23 protein-coding genes are annotated in these 24,019 nt (G+C 73.2%); 3 read left to right on the forward strand and 20 right to left on the reverse strand.

Features of this window, described 5'->3' with window-relative positions; translation table 11 throughout:
• Positions 1-47 precede the first annotated feature (47 nt).
• From lysS to dacB, 16 genes are all read right to left on the reverse strand, one after another.
• The gene (lysS, locus tag KRH_RS09490) at positions 48-1,580 is read right to left on the reverse strand and encodes a lysine--tRNA ligase (RefSeq protein ID WP_012398986.1); all 1,533 of its coding nucleotides are present in this window, start codon (positions 1,578-1,580) and stop codon (positions 48-50) included.
• A 24-nt stretch (positions 1,581-1,604) separates the two neighbouring features.
• Positions 1,605-2,447 carry a pantoate--beta-alanine ligase gene (panC, locus tag KRH_RS09495; RefSeq protein WP_012398987.1) on the reverse strand — a complete coding sequence of 281 codons (843 nt, stop codon included), beginning with the start codon at positions 2,445-2,447 and terminating at the stop codon, positions 1,605-1,607.
• Between the two features lie 2 nt (positions 2,448-2,449).
• Positions 2,450-3,430, reverse strand: coding sequence for a Rossmann-like and DUF2520 domain-containing protein (locus KRH_RS09500; RefSeq protein ID WP_012398988.1), 981 nt, complete (start codon positions 3,428-3,430; stop codon positions 2,450-2,452).
• Positions 3,431-3,482: 52 nt separating this feature from the next.
• On the reverse strand, positions 3,483-5,495 hold the full coding sequence (locus KRH_RS09505) for a PH domain-containing protein (protein WP_012398989.1): 2,013 nt from the start codon (positions 5,493-5,495) through the stop codon (positions 3,483-3,485).
• A complete protein-coding gene (locus KRH_RS09510; RefSeq protein WP_041297413.1) occupies positions 5,492-6,004 on the reverse strand; it encodes a PH domain-containing protein in 513 nt (170 codons plus the stop codon). The genes KRH_RS09505 and KRH_RS09510 overlap by 4 nt, the downstream gene beginning before the upstream one ends.
• Positions 5,988-6,539 (reverse strand): DUF3180 family protein, encoded by a 552-nt coding sequence (locus tag KRH_RS09515; protein WP_012398991.1) that lies wholly within the window; start codon positions 6,537-6,539, stop codon positions 5,988-5,990. Before KRH_RS09515 ends, KRH_RS09510 begins: the two co-directional genes overlap by 17 nt.
• Positions 6,527-7,051: a 2-amino-4-hydroxy-6-hydroxymethyldihydropteridine diphosphokinase gene (gene folK, locus KRH_RS09520; RefSeq protein WP_012398992.1), complete on the reverse strand. Its 525-nt coding sequence runs from the start codon at positions 7,049-7,051 to the stop codon at positions 6,527-6,529. The genes KRH_RS09515 and folK overlap by 13 nt, the downstream gene beginning before the upstream one ends.
• Positions 7,051-7,464 (reverse strand): dihydroneopterin aldolase, encoded by a 414-nt coding sequence (gene folB, locus KRH_RS09525; protein WP_012398993.1) that lies wholly within the window; start codon positions 7,462-7,464, stop codon positions 7,051-7,053. The genes folK and folB overlap by 1 nt, the downstream gene beginning before the upstream one ends.
• A 7-nt stretch (positions 7,465-7,471) precedes the next feature.
• Positions 7,472-8,527: a dihydropteroate synthase gene (gene folP / locus KRH_RS09530; RefSeq protein WP_012398994.1), complete on the reverse strand. Its 1,056-nt coding sequence runs from the start codon at positions 8,525-8,527 to the stop codon at positions 7,472-7,474.
• Entirely contained in the window at positions 8,524-9,222 is a 699-nt protein-coding gene (gene folE / locus KRH_RS09535; RefSeq protein ID WP_012398995.1) for a GTP cyclohydrolase I FolE, read from the reverse strand. The genes folP and folE overlap by 4 nt, the downstream gene beginning before the upstream one ends.
• On the reverse strand, positions 9,223-11,352 hold the full coding sequence (ftsH, locus tag KRH_RS09540) for an ATP-dependent zinc metalloprotease FtsH (protein WP_012398996.1): 2,130 nt from the start codon (positions 11,350-11,352) through the stop codon (positions 9,223-9,225). It abuts the gene before it with no gap.
• A gap of 264 nt (positions 11,353-11,616) precedes the next feature.
• Positions 11,617-12,168: a hypoxanthine phosphoribosyltransferase gene (gene hpt / locus KRH_RS09545; protein ID WP_012398997.1), complete on the reverse strand. Its 552-nt coding sequence runs from the start codon at positions 12,166-12,168 to the stop codon at positions 11,617-11,619.
• On the reverse strand, positions 12,165-13,289 hold the full coding sequence (tilS, locus tag KRH_RS09550; RefSeq protein WP_041297414.1) for a tRNA lysidine(34) synthetase TilS: 1,125 nt from the start codon (positions 13,287-13,289) through the stop codon (positions 12,165-12,167). Before tilS ends, hpt begins: the two co-directional genes overlap by 4 nt.
• A 4-nt stretch (positions 13,290-13,293) precedes the next feature.
• Positions 13,294-13,755, reverse strand: a complete 462-nt coding sequence (locus KRH_RS09555; protein WP_050738069.1) for a DNA-binding protein — start codon at positions 13,753-13,755, stop codon at positions 13,294-13,296.
• Between the two features lie 52 nt (positions 13,756-13,807).
• A complete protein-coding gene (locus tag KRH_RS09560) occupies positions 13,808-14,905 on the reverse strand; it encodes a zinc-dependent metalloprotease (RefSeq protein WP_041297415.1) in 1,098 nt (365 codons plus the stop codon).
• A gap of 75 nt (positions 14,906-14,980) precedes the next feature.
• Positions 14,981-16,540 (reverse strand): D-alanyl-D-alanine carboxypeptidase/D-alanyl-D-alanine endopeptidase, encoded by a 1,560-nt coding sequence (dacB, locus tag KRH_RS09565; RefSeq protein ID WP_105590579.1) that lies wholly within the window; start codon positions 16,538-16,540, stop codon positions 14,981-14,983.
• Between the two features lie 188 nt (positions 16,541-16,728).
• Between dacB and KRH_RS09570 the strand changes: the two genes are divergently transcribed.
• On the forward strand, positions 16,729-17,244 hold the full coding sequence (locus KRH_RS09570; protein ID WP_012399002.1) for an inorganic diphosphatase: 516 nt from the start codon (positions 16,729-16,731) through the stop codon (positions 17,242-17,244).
• Positions 17,245-17,460: 216 nt separating this feature from the next.
• Complete coding sequence (locus KRH_RS09575) at positions 17,461-18,240, forward strand: hypothetical protein (protein WP_226905836.1); 780 nt, start codon at positions 17,461-17,463, stop codon at positions 18,238-18,240.
• Between the two features lie 33 nt (positions 18,241-18,273).
• On the opposite strand, the gene KRH_RS09580 is transcribed toward KRH_RS09575, so the two are convergent.
• From KRH_RS09580 to serS, 3 genes are all read right to left on the reverse strand, one after another.
• Positions 18,274-18,906, reverse strand: a complete 633-nt coding sequence (locus KRH_RS09580; RefSeq protein WP_012399004.1) for a hypothetical protein — start codon at positions 18,904-18,906, stop codon at positions 18,274-18,276.
• Positions 18,907-18,958: 52 nt separating this feature from the next.
• Positions 18,959-19,873, reverse strand: coding sequence for an HAD family hydrolase (locus KRH_RS09585; protein WP_041297416.1), 915 nt, complete (start codon positions 19,871-19,873; stop codon positions 18,959-18,961).
• 301 nt (positions 19,874-20,174) lie between these two features.
• Positions 20,175-21,479 (reverse strand): serine--tRNA ligase, encoded by a 1,305-nt coding sequence (gene serS / locus KRH_RS09590; RefSeq protein ID WP_012399006.1) that lies wholly within the window; start codon positions 21,477-21,479, stop codon positions 20,175-20,177.
• 125 nt (positions 21,480-21,604) lie between these two features.
• Here serS and KRH_RS09595 point away from each other — a divergent pair, with 125 nt between their 5' ends.
• A complete protein-coding gene (locus tag KRH_RS09595) occupies positions 21,605-22,579 on the forward strand; it encodes a diacylglycerol/lipid kinase family protein (RefSeq protein ID WP_012399007.1) in 975 nt (324 codons plus the stop codon).
• A gap of 45 nt (positions 22,580-22,624) precedes the next feature.
• On the opposite strand, the gene KRH_RS09600 is transcribed toward KRH_RS09595, so the two are convergent.
• Positions 22,625-24,019: a GntP family permease gene (locus tag KRH_RS09600; protein WP_041297703.1), complete on the reverse strand. Its 1,395-nt coding sequence runs from the start codon at positions 24,017-24,019 to the stop codon at positions 22,625-22,627.

Raw genomic sequence — 24,019 nt, forward strand, 5'->3', positions numbered from 1 at the left:
TCTCCGGGACTGGACAGATGCTGTGCGGGCGGCGCCGCGAAGGGGTCTCACTCGGGCTTCATCAGCGGGAAGAGAATGGTCTCCCTGATGCCGAGGTTGGTGAAGAGCATGATGAGCCGGTCCAGGCCGAGCCCCATGCCGCCCATGGGCGGGGCACCGTGCTCGAGCGCCCGCAGGAAGTCCTCGTCCAGCTGCATGGCCTCGTGGTCCCCCGCCGCGGACAGCAGCGACTGCTCGGTGAGCCGTTCCCGCTGCACCACGGGGTCCACGAGCTCGGAGAACGCGGTGCCGCGCTCCATGCCGCCGATGATGAGGTCCCACGCCTCGATCACGCCGGGCTTCTCGCGGTGCGGGCGCGCCAGGGGCTGGGCCGCGGGCGGATAGTCGTACACGAAGGTGGGCTGGAGCAGCGTGGGCTCCACGATCTCCTCGAAGAGCTCCATGACGAGCTTCTGGGCGTCCCACGCGGGATTCACGGGAATGTCCCGCTCGGCGGCCACGGCGCGCAGCTGCTCCGCGGGGGTTTCCGGGGTGATCTCCCGCCCCACAGCCTCGGACAGACCCGGGTACACGGACACCCACTGCCATTCACCGAACAATTCGATGCGGCCCTGCGGGGTGTCGATGCCCTCAACGCCCAGCTGCCGCGCGCATTCCTGGATGATCTCCCGGATCCGGTCCGCCATGTCGAATTGGTCCGCGTAGGCCTCGTAGGCCTCCAGGGTGGTGAATTCCGGGCTGTGGGAGGAATCCACGCCCTCGTTGCGGAATACCCGCCCGATTTCGAAGACCTTATCGATGCCGCCCACCACCGCGCGCTTGAGGTAGAGCTCGGTGGCGATGCGCAGGGTCATGTCCTGGTCGAAGGCGTTGAGGTGGGTCTCGAACGGCCGCGCCGCGGCGCCGCCGTGCACGAGCTGCAGCATGGGCGTCTCGATCTCCACGTACCCCTGCTGCTCCATGACCCGGCGCACGGTGCGGGTGATCAGGGAGCGGGTGAGCACGACGTCGCGCGCCTCCTGGCGCACGATCAGGTCCAGGTAGCGCTGGCGCACCCTGGTCTCCTCGTTGAGCTCCTTGTGCATGGTGGGCAGGGGGCGCAGGGCCTTGGAGGCCATGGTCCAGGAGTCCGCCATGACGGACAGCTCGCCCCGGCGGGAGCTGATGACCCGCCCGGTCACGGCCACGAAGTCCCCGAGGTCCACGAGGGCCTTCCACTGTGCGAGCGCCTCGTCCCCCACATTCGCCTTGGAGAGCATGACCTGCAGGCGGGTGCCGTCCCCCTCCTGGAGGGTCCCGAAGCACAGCTTGCCGGTGTTGCGCACGTGCACCACGCGACCGGCCACGGTGACCACGTGGTCGGTCTCCTCGCCGTCCGCGAGGTGACCGAACTCCGCCCGCACGCTCGCGAGGGTCGCGGTGCGGTGCACACCCACGGGGTAGGGGTGCATCCCGGCGTCCGCGGCGGCCTGCCGCTTGGCGGCGCGCACGGCCATCTGGTCGTTGAGCTCGTGGGCGCTCAGCTCCGGATCGGTGCTGGCGGGCTCGGCGGGAACGGTGGTCTCAGGCTGCTCGGTCACAGTGGACCAGGATACCGGTAGCGCTCAGATGCGCATGTTGTCGATCAGCCGCGTGGGCCCCACCCACGCGGCCACCAGGGCCAGGGCCCCGGGCGCCGGGTCCACGAACCCGAGGGTGCGCGGGTCCACGGTCACGAGGTAGTCCAGACGCACCTCGGGCTCCGCGGCCACCTGCCGTCTGGCCTGCTCCAGCGTGAGCCCGCCCGCCGCGAGCGCGCTCAGGGTGCGGTGCAGCACGAGGGCGTGGCGCGCCTGGCCCTCCGAGAGGTACTGGTTGCGGGAGGACAGCGCGAGCCCCTGCCCGGAGCGCACGATGGGCACGGGGCGGATCTCCACGCGGTGGTCGAAGTCACGCACCATGCGCTGCACGAGCAGCAGCTGCTGCGCGTCCTTCTCCCCGAAGTACGCCCGGAACGGGGTCAGCGGGCCGGGCGCCACGATGGTGAAGAGCTTGTTGACCACGGTCAGGACGCCGTCGAAGTGCCCGGGGCGGGTGGCGCCCTCGAGGAGCGTCCCCGCGGCACCGGAGGTCACCGTGACCACGGGGGTTCCGTCCGGGTACATCTGCGCGGCGTCCGGGGCGAAGACGAGGTCCACCCCCACCTCGGCGAGCAGCGCGACGTCCTGCTCCAGCTGACGCGGGTAGCTCTCGAAGTCCTCGCCGGGGCCGAACTGCAGGGGGTTCACGAACACGGACACCACAGTGAGGTCGTTCTCCGCGCGGGCACGGCGGGCGATCTCCAGGTGGCCGTGGTGCAGCGCGCCCATGGTGGGCAGCAGTCCCACGGAGCGGGCCCCCCGCCCCACGCGCGCCCCGATCTCCTCGCGCACCTGCTCCACGGTGGTGCACACCACGGGTTCCGCCACGCTCACTCCTCGTCCTCGAGCGCGGCCAGCACCGCGCGGTAGCTCATGGCGTCCAGTCTGCCCGACGCCGCGGCGCGCCGGGCCGTCTGACGCGCCAGCGCGCGGTACCCGGCCAGCAGCTCCCGCCCGGCGCCCCCCGGTGAGGTGCCCGTATGCGGCGGCCGTGCGGCGTCGTCGTTCGCCGGGTCCCCGGGAGCGGCGCCCGCACCGCCGCCGGCCAGCTCGCGCAGTGCGGCCACGTGCGCGGCCACGGTGGCGACGTCCCCGCGGGCCACCGGGCCCGTGAGGGCGTTCTCCCCGGAGGCCAGGGCGTTGTCCACGGTGGCCCGCACGAGCGGTCCCAGCACGCGGTCCGGGTGCTCCACACCGATCTCGCCGAGCAGCTGCATGGACTCCCCCAGCACCGTCATCACGTGGTTGGAGCCGTGGGCGAGGGCCGCGTGGTAGAGCGGGCGGTCCGCCTCGGCGACGACGACGGGCTCCGCGCCCATCTCCACGACGAGCGCCTGCGCGATCGGCAGCACGGGGGCGGCCGCGGTGATCCCGAAGCTGCAGTCGACCAGCCGCTGCAGGTCCAGGCTGAGCCCCGTGAAGGTCATGGCCGGGTGCACCGCGAGACCGATCCCCCCGGCCGCCCGCACGGGCTCCAGGACGTCCGTGCCGTAGCGTCCGGCGGTGTGGACCACGAGCTGGCCGGGCTGCCACGCCCCCGTGGCGGCGAGCCCGGCCACGAGACCGGGCAGCTGGTCGTCCGGCACCGCGAGTAGCACGAGCTCGCTGCGCTCCACGATGGTCTCCACGTCCAGCACCGGCACGTCCGGCAGCAGCGCCGCGGCCCGTTCCCGGCTGGCCTCCGAGGTCACGTGCACACCAACGACGGCGTGGCCCGCGGCCCGCAGCGCGGCGCCGAGCACGGCACCCACCCTGCCCGCGCTGACGACGCCCACGCCGAGACGGCCGGGGCGGTGACTGGGGTGGGACACGCGAACACTCCTCGCAGGGGACACAACGGCACGCACAGGGTAGCGCACGGCGTCAGGGGGCGGGCGTGCCTCCGGCGGGCGCACCCGCGGCCGTGCCGTCCACCCGCTCGCGCGCCGCGCGGGCGAGCTCCGCGTGGCGCCACTGCAGCTCCCGCGCGGTGGCCGCGTCCAGGTGCGCCACGGACGTGGTGACGGATCCGGGGGTCACGTGCACCGCGAAACCGCTCAGCCCGAACCGCCGCTCCACCGGACCCTGACGCAGCGCCACCGACTGGGTCTTGTGGTGCGGGACCACGCTCGCGTGCCGGGCGAGCCGGCCCCAGCGCAGCACCAGGGAGGAGTCGTCCACGGCGAAACCCGTGCGCCGCCACGTGAGCGGGTCCAGCCAGCGCGCCCGCCGGGGGCTCGTGGTGAACCTGCCGGAACCGCCGATCCCGGTGATCCCCTCCGACACGAGGCCCTCGGGGGCGTCCGCGAGCGGGAGCACGAGCCCCAGCAGCTCCCGGACCTCGTCCCACGTGCCCACCGGCAGCACCACGGAGCCGAGGCCCTCGGCGTCCGACGTCCCGCCCTTGCCCGCGGTGACGACCACCACCCGGTGGCCGCCGAAGACCCGCCACAGCAGCGGCGCCGTGACCTCCAGCGCCTGCACACGGCCCGTGGGGATCGTGGAGGAGCGTTCGTTGAACAGCCCCGCCCGGGTGCGCACTCCCGAGGGCACCTCGCTCAGCGTGAAGCCCCAGCTCTTCTCGAGCCGCGAGTACAGCCCGGAGACCACACCCAGCAGCGGCGGCAGGCTCGAGGGCAGCACCACCACGAGCGCCTCGGGGAACCACACGGACAGCCCCGCGGCCACCAGCGCCAGCACCACCAGCACCACGGCCGGCGGCGAGAGCACCAGGCCCAGCAGCACGCGACCGGTGGGCACCGTGAACACGCGGCGCAGCTCGTCCTGCTCGCCGAGCAGCCCGTACTTCTGGGCCACCCGCACGTCCACGCCGTCCCGGGAGCGCCCACCGCGGGCCGCCCCCGTAGCCTCGGGAGCACCGGTACCCGGGGCCGCCGCACCAGGGGTGGCCGCCCCCTGGTCAGCCGCAGCGGAGTTCGCCGCACCGGCTGTCGGCGCGCTCCAGGGCGCCACCCGACCCGCGCCGTCCACGGACGCCTGCGCGTCCTCCGCCGCGCGGGCACCGTCGGGCGCGGTCGGAGCCCGTGGTGACGGGTCCGCGGAGGCCTCCGGCGGCGTCGTGCCCGCCGAGCCGTGCTGCGCCGCCGCCCGGTGCGCGGCGACCAGCAGCTGTCGTCGCAGCTGCTGCGCGTGCTCCCGGCCCAGGTAGGACAGCTGCAGCACGCTGGACCCGCCGTCCGCCACGTCGAACTTCAGGGCGGAGAGCCCCAGCACGCGGGGCAGGAAGCGGCGCTCGATGTCGATGCCCTGCACCCTGTCCAGGCGCGCCTGGCGCTGCGTGCGGAACAGCCAGCCGCTGCGGAAGCGCACGTGCTCCTCGGTGATCTGGTAGCGGGTGAACCACCACGAGAGCAGTCCCAGCCCGATCAGCAGGCCCAGCACCCCGCACAGCACCGCGAGGGCCAGGCCCGCGCCCACCAGCTGCACGGCACCGCCCACGTCCACGTTGAGGGGCTCGTGCTTGACCAGTGCGGAGAGGACGTCGTCCAGGAAGGTGTTGCCGATGCCCCACGCGAGGGCCACGAGCAGCAGCCAGCTGCGCACGAACGGCGTCAGCGGGTGGACGCGGTGCCACACGTCCTCGGCGTCGCGCTGGGGTTCGTCGGGGTGCGGGGGCTCGTCGGGGTGGGGCTGCACCGCCGGTGCCCCGGGCTGGGACCCTGCCTGCGATCCTCCGGGGTGGGACTCTGCGCGCGGTTCCTCGGGGCGGAGCCCTGCCTGCGGTTCCTGGGGGCGGAACTCGGCCCGGGGTTCCTCGGGACCGGAGTCCCGCTGCGGTGCCCCGGCTCGGGACGACGGCGCTCGGTCGGGGTGGTGCCCGCGCGGCGGCTGCCCGGGGCCGGGGACCCCGGCCACGGCGTCCTCGGGGCCCGTCACAGGCCCACCATGAGCTCTTCACCGCGCTGGGTGAGCTGCTCGCGCAGGCGGTCCGCTTCCTCCCGGGGCAGTCCGGGCAGCACGGCGTCGGTGCTCGCGGACGCGGTGTGCAGGGTCAGGGTGGCCAGTCCGAAGGCGTTGAGCACGGGTCCGGTCTTGATGTCCACGTACTGCATGCGGCCGTAGGGCACCACGGTCACGGAGCGGAAGAACAGGCCCCGGCGCAGCCACAGCTCGGTGGGCGCCTGCGCATAGCCGATGGCGCGCACCCTGCGGGGCACGAGCGCGAGGTTGACCAGCCCCCACACCAGGGCGGCGGCGGGCAGGATCCACAGCCACGAGGCGGCTCCGCCCCACACACCCAGCAGCGCGAGAACCAGGGGCACGGCCAGGCCCGCCGTCCAGGCGGCGGTCCCGATCGCGGCGCCGATCAGGCGCACCGGCACGTACTTGGGGGACACCCCGTGCCAGCTCAGTCCCGCAGGGCTCAGGTCAGTGGTCGCGGGCATATCCTCCCTCTCCGGTGGCGTACGGGTCACGCCGCCCACCGTACGGGCTTTCCTCCTCCGCGTCCGGGTCATCGGGAGGAAGTCTGCAGGATTTCTCCACGATCCAGCCCACCACGGCCAGGGCCACGCCCACGAGAACCTGGGCCACGCACTGCCACAGCGGCTGCTGGGTGGAGCGGACACCGATCAGGGCCAGCTGGTCCACACCGATCCCCGCGTGCCACCCGGCGCACAGCGCGCCGTAGTACGCGATGGCCTGCGCCGCGGCGGCCGTGCCCACGGCCCACACGGGGTCGTACGGCTTGCGCCGCGCCGGGTCTTTCCGGGCGCCCCGGCCGGCCTCCGGGTCCCGGTGGGCGCGCAGCCGCAGCCCGAGGTACGCGACCACCGCTCCCGCGGCCACCTCGGCCACGATGCTGACCCAGGCCAGGATGAGCAGGCTCTCCCGCCCCCCGACCACCTGGGCGATGCTCCACCCCACAGCGGCGGCGACCGCGGCGGCGGCCACGAGGGACAGCAGGTTCAGGTAGCGCACGACGTCTCCTCCTCCGGCCGCAGCCGGTGCTCGGTCACGGTGAGGTCCCCCAGGTCCGCGGCGGCGCGCGCGAGACGCGCGACCGGGACCCCGTCCAGCTCCGCGGCGGGATCCATGAGCTCCCACGGGCGCAGCACGAAGGCCCGCTGCGCCGCGCGCGGGTGCGGCAGCACGAGCCGCGGGTCCTCGCTGCGCACACCCTCCACGCACACGACGTCCAGGTCCAGGGTGCGCGGGCCCCACCTCAGCTCCCGGGTGCGCCCGTGGCGCTGCTCGATCCGCTGGCACACCTCCAGCAGCTCCAGGGGCGCGAGCTCGCAGCGCAGCTCCACCACGGCGTTGAGGTAGTCCGGGGAGCCCTCCGGCCCGCCCACGGAGCGGGTCTCCACCACGGGCGACGCCGCCGTCACCGTGATCCCCGGGCTCGCCTCCAGGTCCCGGACCGCGTGCCGCAGCACCGCGAGCCGGTCCCCCAGGTTGGCGCCCAGGGCCACGACGCACCGGGCGGCCATCAGCGTGAACCCGCCCCGAGTGCGGCGCGGGTGCGCACGATGCTCACGGCCACGTCCGAGAACGTGACGTCGATGGGTGCCTTGGGCTTGTGCACCGTGACCTCGAGGGCGGCCACGAGGGTGAAGCGCTCCAGCAGGCTGCGGGCGATCTCCTCCGCGAGGGCCTCAATGAGCTGGAACCGCGTGCCGATGATGATCTCGCGCACCATCTCGGCGACCTCGCCGTAGTGCACGGTGCGGGTGAGGTCGTCGGTGGCACCGGCGGGGCGCAGGTCCACGTGCAGCACGAGGTCCACGAAGAACGGCTGCCCGCTGCGACGCTCCTTCTCGAATACGCCGTGGTAGCCCACCGCACCCAGCCCGGTGAGGGTGATGCGGTCGAGGTGGGCGGGGTCGGGTGTGGCGGTGGTCATGGCGGCGTCAGCTCCCTGCATCCCGGGGTCGCAGTACGGGTGGTTCGATTCCCAGCCACGCGTGCGCGGTGGCCACCGCGTCCACCGTGGCCGGGACGTCGTGGACGCGCACGGCCCAGGCGCCGCCGAACGCCGCCAGGGCGCTGAGCGCGGCGGTGGCGCCGTCGCGCCCGTCCACGGGGCGGGGCTCGCCGTCCTCGGCCAGCAGCGCCCCGAGAAAGCGTTTGCGGGAGGCCGCCACGAGCACCCTGTGGCCCAGCGCCTGCAGCCGGGGCAGGGCCCGCAGCAGCTCCCAGTCCTGCGTGCCGGCCTTCGCGAAGCCCAGACCGGGGTCCAGGACCAGGCGCTCCGGGGCCGCGCCGGCCGCGAGCAGCCGGTCGCGCACCGCGGTGAGCTCCCGCAGCACGTCGGCCACCGTGTCCGTGTAGGTGGCCAGCCCGGTCATGGTCTGCGGGGTCCCGCGCGAGTGCATGAGCACGTACGGCACGCCGGTGGCGCCCACGAGCTCGACCATCTCCGCACTGACGGCGGTGCCCGAGACGTCGTTGACGATGTGCGCGCCCGCCTCGATCGCGGCGTGGGCCGTGTCCGCGTTCAGCGTGTCCGCGCTCACGACGACGCCGCGGCGGCTCAGTTCCCGGATCACCGGCAACACCCTGCGCCGTTCCTCGCGCGGGTCCACCTGCTGCGCGTGCGGACGGGTGGACTCCCCGCCCACGTCCACGATGTCCGCTCCCTGCTCCGCGAGGCGCAGGCCGTGCGCGATGGCCGCCGCCTCCGAGTCGTGGCGGCCGCCGTCGCTGAACGAGTCGGGGGTCACGTTGAGCACCCCCATCACCAGGGTGCGCCCGGTGGGCAGCCCCTCGAACGAGCCCCACCCGAGGGGTGCGTCCCCACCCGCACGGTCCGGCGCATCCGGCCGGGAACCGGGGCGGGCGGCGTCGTGGGCTCCGGTGGCCGCGCCCCTGGCGTCGGCTGTCGGGCCCTGGGCACCTGGGGCGGCGCGGGGAGCGCCCGGTGCGCCGCCCTGGGCGCCGGTGGCGGCGTGGTGCGCGGCGGTCACCGGCCGTGTCCCGCTGCGATCAGGTTCATGGCCTCGGCACGCGTGGCGGGGTCCCGCAGCTGCCCGCGCACGGCGGAGGTGACCGTCCTGGCGCCGGGCTTGCGCACGCCGCGCATGGACATGCACAGGTGCTCGCACTCGACCACCACGATCGCCCCGGCGGGGTGCAGGTGCGCCACGAGCGCCTCGACCACCTGGGTGGTCAGCCGCTCCTGGACCTGGGGGCGCTTGGCGTAGAGGTCCACGAGGCGCGCGAGCTTGGACAGGCCCGTGACCTTGCCCTCCGGGCCGGGGATGTAGCCCACGTGGGCCACCCCGTGGAACGGCACCAGGTGGTGCTCGCACGTGGAGTAGAACGGCACGTCACGCACCAGCACCATCTCCGAGTGGCCGATGTCGAAGGACGTGGCGAGCAGCTCGGCGGGATCCTCGTGCAGCCCCGCGAAGACCTCCGCGTACGCGCGGGCCACCCGAGCCGGGGTGTCGCGGAGACCGTTGCGGTCGGGGTCCTCCCCCACGGCCAGCAGGATCTCCCGCACCGCGGCGGCGATCCTCGGCTGGTCCACCGCGGCGGAGACCTCACCGGTGCCGGCGTGGTCGAGGAAGGAGCCGGAGACGGGTTCGGAGACCGGTTCGTGGGCGTCGTGTTCGGGAGCGCTGGGGATGGGCGCGTTCTGCTCGGGCGCGGGTGCCATTCAGCCGTTCTCCCGCTTACCACCCGGTTCCTGCCCGGGCACCCCGCCCTGGCCACCGCCGGGACCGGACTGGGCGTCGTCGCCGCCCGGGCGCGGATCCTGGTGCTCCGGGACCTCCAGAGGGTGCTCCGGCTTGGCGGCCACCGCCTGGTCCTGGGGGGCCATGGTGCTGGGGTCCTGCAGGTTCTTGCGGCGGGCCTCCTCGTGCTCCGCGGCGGTGACCACCGGGGGCACGTCCGAGATCTCGCGCTCCTCGCCGGACTGCCACACGGGACGCACATCGCGCAGGGTCACGTCCCGGAAGATCTCCCGGATCTGGGCCTCGTTGAGGGTCTCCTTCTCCAGCAGCTCGAGCGCCAGGCGGTCCAGCACCGGGCGGTTCTGCAGCAGGATCTGGTGGGCCTCGTCGTGGGCCTGCTCGAGCAGCAGCCGCACCTCGTCGTCCACGATGCCCAGGGTGCGGTCCGAGTACTCCTTGGAGCCGGAGCCCATCTCGCGGCCCACGAACGGGTCCGAGTTGTCCCCGCCGATCTTCACGGAGCCGATCTTGGCGCTCATCCCGTACTGGGTGACCATCTTCCGGGCGGTGTCCGTGGCCTTCTGGATGTCGTTGGAGGCGCCGGTGGAGGGGTCGTGGAACACGATTTCCTCGGCCGCGCGCCCGCCCATGGCGTAGGCCATCTGGTCCAGCAGCTCGTTGCGGGTGGTGGAGTACTTGTCGTCCGAGGGCATCACCATGGTGTAGCCCAGGGCCCGCCCGCGCGGCAGGATGGTGATCTTGGTGACCGGGTCCGTGTTGCGCAGGGCCGCCGCCACCAGGGCGTGGCCGCCCTCGTGGTAGGCCGTGACCTTGCGCTCCAGCTCCTTCATCACGCGGGAGCGCTTCTGCGGACCGGCGATCACGCGGTCGATGGCCTCGTCCACGGCGCGGTCGTCGATCAGCTGCGCGTGGGAGCGCGCCGTGAGCAGTGCGGCCTCGTTCATCACGTTGGCCAGCTCGGCGCCCGTGAAGCCCGGGGTCCGCTTGGCCACGGACGCGAGGTCCACGTTCTGCGCGAGCGGCTTGTTCTTGGCGTGCACGCGCAGGATCTGCTCGCGGCCCTTCATGTCCGGGGCGTCCACGCCGATCTGGCGGTCGAAGCGGCCCGGGCGCAGCAGCGCGGGGTCCAGCACGTCCGGGCGGTTGGTCGCGGCGATCAGGATCACGTTGGTGTTGGCGTCGAAGCCGTCCATCTCCACGAGGAGCTGGTTCAGCGTCTGCTCGCGCTCGTCGTTGCCGCCGCCCATGCCGGCGCCGCGCTGACGGCCCACGGCGTCGATCTCGTCCACGAAGATGATGGCCGGGGCGTTCTCCTTGGCCTGCTGGAAGAGGTCGCGCACGCGGGAGGCGCCCACGCCCACGAACATCTCCACGAAGTCCGAGCCGGAGATGGAGTAGAACGGCACACCGGCCTCACCGGCCACGGCCTTGGCCAGCAGGGTCTTGCCCGTGCCGGGAGGGCCGTAGAGCAGCACACCCTTGGGCACCTTGGCGCCCACCGCGGTGAAGCGGTCGTGCTCCACCAGGAACTGCTTGATCTCGTCGAGCTCCTGGACGGCCTCGTCCGCGCCGGCCACGTCCGCGAACGTGACCTCTGAGTTCTCCTTGTTGAACATCTTGGCCTTCGAGCGGCCGAACTTCATGGCCTGCCCACCGGTCTGCATGCGGGAGAAGATGAACCAGAAGATGCCCATGATGATCAGGAAGGGCAGCAGGAAGCGCACCAGGGACAGGAACCAGTTGTTCTCCACGGGCTGGTCCGTGAAGCCCTCCAGGTGCGCCTGGTCCATGGTCTTCACGACCTCTTCGGCGCGGGGCTTGACGTAGTAGAACTCCACGTCCTTGCCCAGGTTGCGGTCACCCTGGTTGAGGTCGTCCTTGAGGGAGAGCTCCACCTTCTGCTCGCCGTCGTAGATCTTGGCCTCTTTGACCTTGTCCTGCTCGAGCAGGTCTAGGCCCACGTTGGTGTCCACGCGGGACGTGGTGGGGCTGAAGAAGCTCGCTCCCACGGGAACCAGGACCACAATGGCCAGCAGGATCCAGAAGATGGGGCCCTTGAAGAAACTCGTGGGTTTTTTTGCCGTGGCCAAGCCGTTGATCCTCCCGTGGACGTGTCACGCCGCGCCCCGCTCGCATGTCGGCGGACCGCCCCCGGTGCACGGGGGTTCGGACACGCGGGCCGTGGCGCGTTTGGCACAATGTATCGCTTCGTGCGGCGCCGCAGCGCCTCGTGCGCCGCCCGTTCTTTCACAGCGCACACGGACCGGCCACGGTACACGGGCCCGCCCGGTGCGGGCTGGGAGCTGCGGTGGCGGGGCCTGGGTGGCCGGGTCACGCGCGGCGGCGCGCCCGGCTCACTGGTAGACGTGCGGGGCCAGGGTGGCGATGCAGTCCAGGTTGCGGTACTGCTCCGCGAAGTCCAGCCCGTAGCCCACCACGAACTCGTTGGGGATGTCCCATCCCACGTAGCGGACGTCGATGTCGGTCTTCATGGCCTCGGGCTTGCGCAGCAGCGCGCAGATCTCCACGGAGCGCGTGCCGCGCGACTCCAGGTTGGTGCGCAGCCAGGAGAGGGTGAGGCCGGAGTCGATCACGTCCTCCACGATCAGCACGTCCTTGCCGTGCAGGTCCGTGTCCAGGTCCTTGAGGATCCGCACCACGCCGGAGGACTTGGTTCCGGAGCCGTAGGAGGACACCGCCATCCAGTCCATGGGGTACTGGCCCTGCAGCTCGCGCATCAGGTCCGCCATCACGGGCACGGCGCCCTTGAGCACGCCCACGAGCAGCACGTCCCGGCCCTCGTAGTCGCGGTCGATCTGCTGCGCGAGCTCGCGGACTTTCTCGGCGATCTGCTCCTTGGTGAACAGGATGCTGCTCAGATCCTCGTGGACGTGTTCGGCCTTCACTGGGCACTCCCGGGGTTGTTCTGGGTGGTGGTTCTCTGCTGGGGCGCCGGGCTGGGCTCTCCGCGCAGCTCCAGGCACCCCCGCGCACGGTCCGCGTCCGGGCGGTGCCGCCACGCTGACACCTTACCCGCCAGCTGCACGGGCCCGGCCTCGCCGTGGCCGAGGGCGAAGTCCTCCAGCGCTCCCAGCCGCTCGAACGTGGGCGTCTCCCCGCCCGCGGCCACGCACGCCCGGGCCAGCACACGACGCCGCAGGGCCGCCGGGGTGGCCTGCAGCACCGCGCCGTCCAGCACCACCGCGTGCTCCGGTTCCGCACGGCTCGGAGCCAGCAGGGCGGCGTCGTAGGCGGCCGCGGCCTGCTCCTCGAGATAGTCCGCGTCCGCACCGAGCACCGACGCCGTGCGGGCCAGGGCCCTGCCGACGCCGGGTCCGAGCTGGGCCTCCAGGTGGGGCAGCACCTCGTGGCGGATCCGGGAGCGGGTCAGCGCGGTGTCCGCGTTGCTGGGATCGAGCCAGGGCTCCAGGCCCTCGGCGGCGCACACCGTCTCGGTCTCCGCACGGGTGACGTTGAGCAGCGGGCGCAGGTAGAGCACACCGTCCTCGACGCGGCGCTCGGGCATCCCGGACAGCGAGCGCGTGCCGGAGCCGCGGGTCAGCCCGAGCAGCACCGTCTCGGCCTGGTCGTCGCGGGTGTGGCCGAGCAGCACGGCGGCGGCGCCCGTGCGGGCGACCACCGAACGGAAGGCCTCGTAGCGGGCGAGCCGGGCGGCCATCTCCGGGCCGGTGCCGCGGCGGGTCACGTGCACGCGCTCCACGTGGACCGGGTCCAGCCCCAGCCCCCGCAGGGTCTGGGCGGCGCGGTGGGCGACCTCCCCCGAGCCGTCCTGCAGCTGGTGGTCCACCACCACCGCCCCCACGCGGCACGTGCCGCGGCGCTGCAGGTGGGCCGCGGCCGCCGCGAGCGCGAGCGAGTCCGCTCCCCCGCTGCAGCCGAGCAGCACCAGGGGCGGGGCCTCACCACGGGAGCGGGCGGCGTCGAGCACCGGATCCAGTGTGCGCCGCACCGCACGCCGCACCCGGGCGACGGTCGGGTTCAGGCGGCCGCTGCGTCCTCGCTGCACCGGCTCAGCCCTGAGAGGCGCTCTTGCGCTGGGCGCACTCCTCGGCCATGGCCAGCACCTTGGAGAGCACGGGGGTGTTCTCCCCGAGCATCACCAGGGCGCGCTCCAGCTCCCCCGCGGGGACCACCGAGGCAAGTGCGGTCACGGCGTCCGTGTCCGTGGTGATGCCGGTGCGGATCTGGGACGTGGAAAGCACCGGCTGCGAGGCCTCCACGCGGCTCAGGACGGCCTCGAGGTCCGAGGAGCCCGCGCTGTCCTCGAGCATGACCAGGCGTTCGTAGACGGCCGGGTTGCCGATCTTGATGCGTCGGCCGCTGATGAGCTGCGAGAGCATGGGCGCGGAGAGCCCCAGCACCTGGGCCAGCCTGCGCTGGGTGATGCCGTAGGCCCCCACCACGGCGCCGAAGCGCTCCGACAGCGGTTGACCGTACAGCCGGATCTGCTGGTTGATGTTTTCAGAGCTCACGGGGTCATCTTGGCACACCGATCTGAAGTCGGGCCGGGTGCCGGGGGGCGGCTCAGCCGAGCACGCGCCGCTCCCAGGCCTCGGGGTCGTGGATCTCGGCCTCCGTGGGCAGGGTCTGCGGGGAGCTCCACACCGTGTTGAAGCTCTCCATGCCCACACGCTCCACCACGTGCTCCACGAACTTCTGCCCGTTGCTGTACTGGCGCATCTTGGCGTCCATGCCCAGCAGGGAGCGGACCATCCGGTCCAGCGCCCCGTGGGTCGAGGAGCGCGCGTCGAAGCGGCGGCGGATAGTCTTGACCGTGGGCACGATGCTGGCGTCCACGGCGTCCATCACGGCGTTCGCGTGGCCCTCCAGCAGGGACATCACGGCGGTCACGTGGGAGAGGGTGGCGCGCTCCTCGTCCGTGAGCAGGTGGGTGAGGGGTCCCAGCCCGGCGTCCGGGCGGGGGTCCCTGGAGCGCCCGGCGAGGGAGGCCCCCACGGCGCGCAGCCGCTGCCAGGCGCCGGCGTCCAGGGAGCCCAGCCGGGAGATCTGCTCGAGCATGTGGTCCCGCAGCCACGGGGCCGCGGCGAACTGCACGCGGTGCGTCTGCTCGTGCAGGCACACCCACAGTCGGAAGTCCTCGGGGGCCACGTTGAGCTCCCGCTCGGTCCACAGCACGTTGGGGGCCACGAACATCAGGCGCCCCCCGGGGTGGCTGCGGGCGGCCCGCTCGGAGACGAGCCCGGCGTAGGGGTCGTACTGCCCGAGCACCTTGGAGGACAGGAAGCCCACCAGGGCCCCTATCTCCGCGGCCGTGGCCGTGGGGGCGATCCCGCGCTGCGCGGCGGCGAACTTGGCGGGGTCCTTCGCGCTCAGCCGGTCGAACACCGGCTGCATCAGCACGGAGAAGGTCTGGGTGTTGGCCTTGGCCCACCCCGCACGGTCCACCACCAGCACGGTGGAGTCACGCAGGTTCTCCGCGGCGTCCAGCCCGGTGATGACGTGCACGTGGTGCACGGACTCGTGGGCGAAGTAGCGCAGGGACTCCACGGCCCTGGAGATCTCGCGGGGCTCAGGGGTGGGCCCCGGGGGCGTGACCTTCGCGGCGATCTGCGCGGCGGCATCCCAGTCGACCAGCGAACGGCGGGTCAGTTCTCGGCTCATGGGCACACTCAACCACACCGCTCCGACCCGCACAGAAGGGCCACGCTCGGGGTCACCCCGGGTGCCGTGGACCGCTCACCGGCTCCGGGTGAGCTCCGCGACCGTGCGGTCCACGCGGTCCTTGGCCCGGGCGGTGTGCCCCGTGACGCCGTTGAGCACCACCGCGTAGACGAGCACGGCCCCGTCCTCCCGCTGCACGTACCCGCTGAGCGCCACCACGTCCAGCAGCGTGCCGGTCTTGGCCCGGGCCACCCCTCGGGCAGGCTGCTCCGCGGGGTCGTCGAAACGCTCCGCGAGGGTTCCGGTGCCACCGGCCACGGGCAGCCCGCGCCCGTACGGGCCGAACCGCGGTTCCGTGAGCAGCGTGTCCACGGCCCGGGCGAGTGTGGCGGCCGTGACCCGGTTGCCCGGTGCCATGCCGCTCGCGTCCAGCACCCGCAGCCCGGAGGTGTCGATCCCGTGCTCGCGCAGCGCGGCCGGCAGCAGGTCCTGGACCCCTGCCACGCTCGCCTCCCGTCCGGAGCGTGCCGCCGCGACCCGGGTGAGGGTCTCGGCGAGGGAGTTGTCCGAGTGCGCGAGCATGTAGGCGCTCTGCTCGTGCACCGGGGCGGACTCCACCCGTGCGAGCTCGGTGGCCCCCTCGGGTGCCCGGGCGGTCCCCCGCGCGGTGACCGCGGCGTCGCCCAGCTCCTTCTGCAGCTGCCGGGAGAACTCTGCGAGGGCCTCGCCCGCGGGGTCCGCGGGCCGCCGCCCACGGTCCCCGGGATCGGTGCCGTCCGCGGCGGGCACCCGGTGGGAGTACAGCGCGATGGGTGCAACCCGGGAGATCTCCCCCGAGGCGACGTCCTCCTTCTCCCACGCCGGGTTCAGGTCCGGGCCGGCGAACAGACTCGTGTCCACCGTGACCTCCACGGCACCGGGCACCCCGTCCGGCGAGCGCTGCTCGAGCGCCCGCGCGGTGCGCCGGGCCAGGGTCCCGAGTCCCGCGTGGCCGTTGACCGCCGCGGGGTCCCCCTGCCCCGGGGCGAGCATCGTGTCTCCCCCCGCCACCAGGGTCAGCGCCCCGGGCCCGCCGCTCACCACGGTGGTCACCAGCCGGTCCTGGGCCCCCACGTGCTCGGCCACCGCCAGGGCACTCAGCAGCTTCTGGTTCGAGGCGGGCACCACGGGGCGGGCCTGCTCCCGCCCCGCCACCGGGCCGTCGGCTCCCAGCTCCCCCACCGCGGCGGTGACCACGCCGGGGGCTCCCTCGAGCTCGGCGTCCAGCGCCCGCTGGAGACCCTGCGCGGAGACGGCGCCGGACGACGACGCCGCGGGGCTGCCCGCGCCGCCGGGGACCGGGTCCGCGCCGCGGTCCGAGCCGTCCTCGGCACCGGTGCGCGCGCCCTCGTCGGCGCTGTCTCCCGACTCGGGGGTGCCGCCCGCGCCTGGCCCCGCGGCGGCGTCGTGGTCCGCGGCGCCGGACCCCTCCGCGAGCTCCTCGTGCGCCGCTCGCCACTGCGCGACGGGGCGCAGCTCACCGGCCAGGGCGGGGACCGCGAGCGCCGCGGAGGCCACGAGCGCGAGAGCCAGCAGCACGCACAGCAGCACCGGACCGCGGCGCGCGGCGCGGGGACGTGACGAGGTGGCCGGCATGGGCCCCATTGTCCTGCACGGGTCTGACGGGGACAACGCTCAGCCCCGGCCCGCTGGGACCGCGGAGGGCGCGGCCGGTATCGTGGGAGCATCTGCCCTCACGGACGCCGCCGGGACCCGGTGGTGGCCGTGGGCGCCGGGTGAACGCCGTGCCCGGCCCACCTCACCACGATTCAAGGAGTGTCACCATGGAGCTGGACGTCACCATCGAGATCCCCCGCGGTTCCCGCGTGAAGTACGAGATCGACCACGAGACCGGCCGGATCCGCCTGGACCGCGTGCTCTTCACCTCCATGCAGTACCCCACGCACTACGGCTACTTCGAGGACACCCTGGGCGAGGACGGCGACCCCCTGGACGCCATGGTCATCATGGACGTGGACATCATGCCCGGCGTGATCGTCGAGGCGCGCCCGATCGCGGTGTTCAACATGACGGACGAGGCCGGCGGGGACGCCAAGGTGCTGTGCGTGTCCACGGACAAGCGCTACGACGGGATCCAGGGCCTCGAGGACGTCAACGAGTTCCTGCAGAAGGAGATCCAGCACTTCTTCGAGCGCTACAAGGACCTCGAACCCAACAAGTGGGTCAAGGGTGAGGGCTGGGAGGGCAAGGAGACCGCCGAGCGCCTGATCGTGGAGGCGCAGCAGCGCTTCCAGCAGTCCCAGTACGACAACGCCGCGGAGGCGGAGCAGGACGACTGAGTCCCTCCCCCGTCCCGCAGAGGTCCCCGCAGCCGGTGCGTTCCGGCGGCGGGGACCTCGTCGTCCCGCCGCTTATGCGTGTCGCCGGGCCGTGGTGGGATGGTCTCGCTCCGGTGGCCGGGGTGCCGCGCAGCGCGCGGGTCGCCCGGTCCTCGGGCTCGGTGTTCCCGCGGTGCTCGCCCCACCGCACGTCCGTCCGTCCGGGAGGTGGTGTCCGTGTTCGATCCGCAGCACGGTGCTGACGAGCGTGTGTACGTCTTCCACGGCACCGCGTCCACCCAGGTGCTCGGCCCGGAGCGGCTCACGGACGGGGTTCGCGCGCTGCTCTCGGCGGCCGGGGCAGCACCGGCACCCACACCCTCCCTCCACCCGGACATCGCCTCCCGGCCCTTCACCGCGGAGTCCGTGCAGCTGCCCGGGGAGCAGGCGCCGGCCACGTGGGCACGGCCCAGCAGCACCGTGGCGGAGGTGTCCGTGGACCTCGGGGCCGAGGAGTTCTGGGACCGGGTCCAGGCCGGCGCCTGGGCCACGTGGCGGGACCGCTGGCCCGAGGCCCCCCACGCCCCGCTGTACCCCCCGGAGGTCCCGGAGTGGCTCGCCGCGGCACCGCGCTGGGAGCTGGACCCCCTGGCGCCCGCTCTCGGGCCCGCGGCCTCCGGCGGCTGGGTGCGCAGCCCGTCCCAGGCGTGGGGCGAGGCCGCCCCGGCGCCACCGCCCGGAGCGGCCACCCGGTCCGGGACCCCCGGGCACCGGGGCATCGGGCTGTTCCAGCTGACCGACGTGGAGTCCTTCTGGATCTTCGCCCCGGAGCAGTACACCGCGGAGGTGGTGGCACGCTGCGAGTCACTGGCCGAGGAGCACCCCGCCTTCACGTGGCTCACGGGCTACTTCGACGCCCGGGACGTGCCCGGTTCCCTGCGGCTGCCCACGGAGTGCCTGCCCGTGCTGCGGGCACACCTCGAGGCCGCGGGCTTCGCAGTGGACACGTGGTGGTGAGCGCGGGTGCCCCGCACCCGGGAGGCGGCCGGTCTAGAGGCCCAGCGGGTCCTCGGGCGCGCACAGCCGCAGCAGGGTGGCGGCCGCGGGGCGGGCCCGCCACTCCTCGTTCCACAGGGAGCGCACCACGGCCTTGGACACCGCCTGGGGTGTGATGCCCAGCTGCTGCGCCACCGTCCTCTGCTGGCCGCGGGCACCCGGGACCATGAGGTCCACCACCCGCCACTCGGCCTCGCTGCGCTCGGCCACGATGTGGCCCACGATCCGCAGCACGGCCTCCGCCTGGGCCGCGGCCTCGGCGTCCGCCGCGCTCACGCGCACGGCCACGCGCTCGGAGCTGCGGGTGTGCTGGGCAGCGTCGTGCCCGAAGCCCATGCCCGGGCCCTCCGCCGTGACGGCCACGCGGCCGTCCGGCTGGTCCACGCGCGTGAGGTGGACGTCCCCCACCCCGATCCCCACGGCGTAGGCGCTGTTCCGCAGCCCGGTCATCGCGGCGTCCACCGCGGCCTGCGGGTCCTCCGTGAGGCCCCGGACGATGCCGGGACCCGAGGGCTGGAACGGTGCCCGCGTGGGCAGGGCGGCGAGACGCCGGCACACCTCGCGGTCCGTCTCGGGATCCGGGCGGGATGCGCCCGGCACGCGCTGGGTCAGGGTCAGGACGAACACGGTGCCAGTATCCCAGGTCGATGCGTTTTCACCGGGAGGTGCCGCGCGCGGCTCAGAGCAGGGTGCGCAGCACGGCCGCCGCGCCGTCCTCGTACACGCTGCCCGTGACCTCGCGGCTGACCTCGGCCACCTCGTCCGGGGCCTGGCCCATGGCCACCCCGCGCGCGGCCCACTGCAGCATCTCGATGTCGTTGCGCCCGTCCCCCATGGCCACCGTGTGGGCGGGGTCCACGTCCAGGTGCTGGCGGATCCGCTCCAGGGCGCTGGCCTTGGACACGCCGTTCGCGGCCACGTCCAGCCACGAGGACCACCCCACGGAGTAGGCGACGCCGTGCAGACCGGCCTGCTCGATGGCCTCCGCGAAGTCCCCGGGGGCGTCCGTGGCGCTGTAGACCACCAGGCGCACCGCCGGGATCTGCGCGAGCTCGTGGATGTCCACGCCCACGGCCTCGATGCCGAAGGACGCGTCCTGGAAACGCTCGGTGGAGTAGAAGCGCCCGTCCGCGCCCTCGAGGGCGAACTTGGCGGTGGGCAGCTTGCTGGCCAGGGCCCGCAGGGCGTGGGCGGGGTCGAAGCTCACGCGGTCCGTGACCTCGTAGTGCTCCTCCAGCTGCGGGTCCAGCCGCAGGGTCACGCCGCCGTTGGAGCACACGGCGAAGCCGGAGTCGATGTGCCCCTGGCGGATCACGGGCAGGGTGGCGCCCATGGAGCGCCCGGTGGAGATCACCACGTGGTGCCCGGCGCCCACCACGGCGCGCAGGGCGTCCTTGACGCCGCGGGACATGTGGCCGTCGTGGTCCACGAGCGTGCCGTCCACGTCCAGCGCCACGAGGTACCGTACGCCCTCCTCCCTGGTCCACGAGCTGGAGCGGGGGGTCTGGATCTTCATGGGCGCGAAGGCGTCCGCGGCGCTCGTCGCGCGGTCGTCGGTGCGCCGGTCGTCGGTGCCGGCCTGAGTCTCAGTCATGACAGTCATGGTGTCACATGACCATGGGGGCATGTCCGCGGGTGGACGCCCGGGTGACGCGAGGGTGAAGTCCCGTGTCGACCGGTGACGGCGCAGCAGGGGGCTGCCCCACCCCGGCGGCCGGCGCTGGGCTCGCGGCCACGTCACCGTCTCCGGCCGGCGCACCTCACGGCCCCTCCGCCGTGGTGGCCGGCCTGCGGCGCGCACCAGGACGCTCATCCCGTCACGCACGACGCCGCCCGCTCGCCGCGCGCGGGCACGGTGGGCGGGCGGCGTCGTCGGCGGAGGGCCTGTGCGCCGGTCAGGCGACCGGACGCAGGACCTCCTGCCCGCGCAGGTACGGGCGCAGGAGCTCGGGAACCGTCACGGAGCCGTCGGCCTGCTGGTGGGTCTCGAGCAGGGCCACGAGCCAGCGGGTGGTGGCCAGGGTGCCGTTGAGGGTGGCAACGGCGCGCGTGCCGCCCTTCTTGACCTTCCCGTGGGCGTCCGTGGTCTCGGGCAGCCGCTCGCGGATGTTGAGGCGGCGTGCCTGGTACGTGGTGCAGTTGGACGTGGAGGTCAGCTCGCGGTACTTGCCCTGGGTGGGGATCCACGCCTCGCAGTCGAACTTGCGGGCGGCGGAGGTGCCGAGGTCCCCGGCGGCGGTGTCGATCACCCGGTAGGCGAGCCCGCACGCCTGCAGCATCTGCTCCTCCCACGCGAGCAGCCGTTCGTGCTCCGCGGCGGCGTCCTCGGGGTGGCAGTAGACGAACATCTCCAGCTTGTTGAACTGGTGCACGCGGATGATCCCGCGGGTGTCCTTGCCCGCGGAACCGGCCTCGCGGCGGTAGCACGAGGACCACCCGGCGTAGCGCAGCGGCCCGCCGGAGAGGTCCAGGATCTCGTCCGAGTGGTAGCCGGCCAGGGCCACCTCGGAGGTGCCCACGAGGTAGAGGTCGTCCTTGCCCACGCGGTAGATCTCGTCGTCGTGCTCCACGTCGAAACCGGTGCCGTTCATGATGCCCGGGCGCACCAGGTTGGGCGTGGTCATGGGGATGAAGCCGTTGTCCAGCGCGAGGTCCTGCGCGGCCATCAGCAGCGCCGTCTCCAGCCGGGCGACGTCCCGCTTGAGGAAGTAGAACCGCGAGCCGGAGACCTTGGCACCGCGCTCCATGTCGATGCCGTCCAGCAGCTCGCCGAGCTCCAGGTGGTCGCGCGGCTCGAAGCCCTCCGCCGCGAAGTCCCGGGGGGTGCCCTCGGTGCGCAGCTGGACGAAGTCGTCCTCGCCGCCGGCGGGGATGCCCTCCACGATCAGGTTGGGGAACTGCGTCACGAGCTGCTGCTGCGTGGCCTGGGCCTCGTCCGCGGCGGCCTGGGCGGCCTTCACGTCCGCCGCCAGCTGCTTGACCTGCGCGAGCAGCTGCTGCTTCTCCTCGCCCTGGGCCCTGGCCACCTTCTTGCCGAACGCGTTCTGCTCGGCCCGCAGGGACTCGAAGTCGGTGATCGCGCTGCGGCGCCGGGAGTCCGCCTCGAGGATGCGGTCCACGAGCCCGGCGTCCGCCCCGCGGGCGGTCTGGGAGGCTCGGTACGTGTCAGGGTCGGCGCGCAGCTCGTTGATGTCGATCACGCGTCCAGGGTATCCAACGGATGCCCGGGGGCGCGATACAGCGTCCCGACGGCGCCCGCGCACCCGGTGACCGTACACTTGAGCCCATCTCCAGCCGCCTTTCAACCGATCCAGGAAAGGGAGCCGTGCCGGAACTGCCCCGGACGCCCCAGCGCGTGGCCGTCGTCGTCAATCCCACCAAGGCCCTCGCGGAGCTCGCCCAGGATGCCGTGATCATCGCGTGCCGCAAGGCCGGGTGGGCCGATCCCGTGATCTTCGAGACCGAGGCCGACGACCCCGGGTTCTCGATGGCCCGCCGGGCCGTGGACATGGGCGCGGACGTGGTGCTCGCCGCGGGCGGGGACGGCACCATCCGCGCGGTGGGCGCGTCCCTGGCCGGGGGCGAGATCCCCCTCGGGCTGCTGCCGCTGGGCACCGGGAACCTGCTGGCCCGCAACCTGCAGGCGGACCTCGCGGACCCGCACCACTCGGTGGACGTGGCGCTGTTCGGCTCGGAGAAGGCCATCGACACCGTGGGCATGCACCTCGAGACCCCGGACGGGCGCAGCGAGGACCACCGGTTCCTGGTGATGGGCGGCGCGGGCTTCGACGCCCAGATCATGGCCGACACCAAGGACGACCTCAAGGACCTCGTGGGCTGGGCCGCGTACGCGGAGGCCGGGGCGCGCAACCTGTTCAGCGGGCCCCGCTGGGCGCGCTTCTCCGTGGACGGCGGGCCGTGGGTCTCGCGTCTCGTGCGCTCGGTGATGGTGTGCAACTGCGGTGAGCTCACCGCCGGGATCGTCCTGGCGCCGAAGGCCCGGCTCGACGACGGCTTCCTGGACCTCGTGGTGATGACACCCCGTTCCGCGGTGGGGTGGCTGCGGATGGCCGCGAAGGTGGTGCTGCAGCACCGCCACGAACCGCCCGTGATCAACTACTACAGCGGCAAGTCCGTGCGCGTGGAGTTCCACGAGCCCATCGAGTCCGAGGTGGACGGGGACCCGCTCGGCAGCGTCCAGGCGTTCGAGACCACCATCCACCACCGCTCCCTGAAGGTGCGCGTGCCGCCGTCCCAGGCGGACGACGTGGACGCGCACCGGGCGGGCACCCACGGCTGAGGCCGCGGGCGCCCGCCCGGTGAGCGATCGTCCGGGGGACCCGCGTCAGGCGACGCCGGCCACCCCGAAGACCACGGCGGCCAGGGCGAAACCCACCACGCCGATGATCGTCTCGAGCACCGTCCAGGTCTTGAACGTGGTGCGCACGTCCATCTCCAGGAACCGGCCCACGAGCCAGAACCCGGAGTCGTTGACGTGGGAGAGCACCACGGAACCGGCGGCCACGGCCACGACCATGGCCGCGAGCTGCACGCCGTTGTAGTCGCCCGCGAGCACGGCGGGAGAGATCAGCCCCGCCGCGGTGGTCAGGGCCACGGTGGCCGAGCCCTGCGCCACGCGCATCACGGCGGCGATCAGGAAGCCGGCCAGGATCACGGGGATCCCCAGGTCCGCGAGCACGTCCTCGAGGGCCGCGCCGATCTTGGAGGTGCGCAGCACGCCTCCGAACATCCCACCGGCGCCGGTGATGAGGATGACCGAGCACACGGGGCCCAGTGCGGAGTCGAACGTCTTCTCGATCGCGGTGCCGCTGAGCCCGCGGGCCCGGCCGATGCACAGCGCGGCCACGATCAGCGTGATGGTCAGCGCAATCGGGGTCTCGCCGAGGGAGCGCAGCAGCTGGAACCACGTCTGGGACGCGGTCTCCTGAGACACCGCCCCGGACTTCGCGAGGGTTCCCAGCCCGGTGTTGAGGAAGATCAGCACCATGGGCAGCAGGAGCATGGCCACCACGGTCCCTACCTTCGGCGGGTTCCGCACGTCCTCGGCCTCACCCAGGATGGTGGGCACGGGCAGGGAGATCCGGCGTCCGGCCACCTTGCCGAACAGGTAGGAGGACACGTACCACGCGGGGATCGCACAGATCAGGCCCACCAGGATGATGTAGCCCACGTTGGCCTCGAAGAACGTGGCCGCGGTGACGGGACCCGGGTGCGGCGGCAGGAACACGTGCATCACGGAGAACGCGCCCACGGCGGGCAGTGCGTACGTGAGCACGCTGCCGCCCAGGCGCCGCGCGACCGAGAAGACCACGGGCAGCATGACCACCAGACCGGCGTCGAAGAAGATGGGGAAGCCGAACAGCAGCGAGGCCACGCCCAGGGCCAGCGGCGCGCGCTTCTCCCCGAACGCCCGGATCAGCCGGTCCGCGAGCACCTGTGCCCCGCCGGAGGTCTCGAGCAGGCGCCCGAGCATCGCGCCGAGACCCACGAGCAGGGCCACGCTGGCCAGGGTCTTGCCGAACCCGTCGAGCATCACGGGCACCACCTGGTCGGTGGGGATCCCCGTGGCGAACGCCGTGAGGGCGGAGACGATGATCAGCGCCAGGAAGGCGTGGACCCGCAGTTTGATGATGAGCACCAGCAGCACCGCGATGGCGGCTGCGGCGATGAGCAGCAGCGGTCCTGCCGTCAGGGTCTGGCTCCAGCCCTCGATGTCCAT

It is taken from the genome of Kocuria rhizophila DC2201, assembly GCF_000010285.1.
Lineage (GTDB): Bacteria > Actinomycetota > Actinomycetes > Actinomycetales > Micrococcaceae > Kocuria > Kocuria rhizophila_A.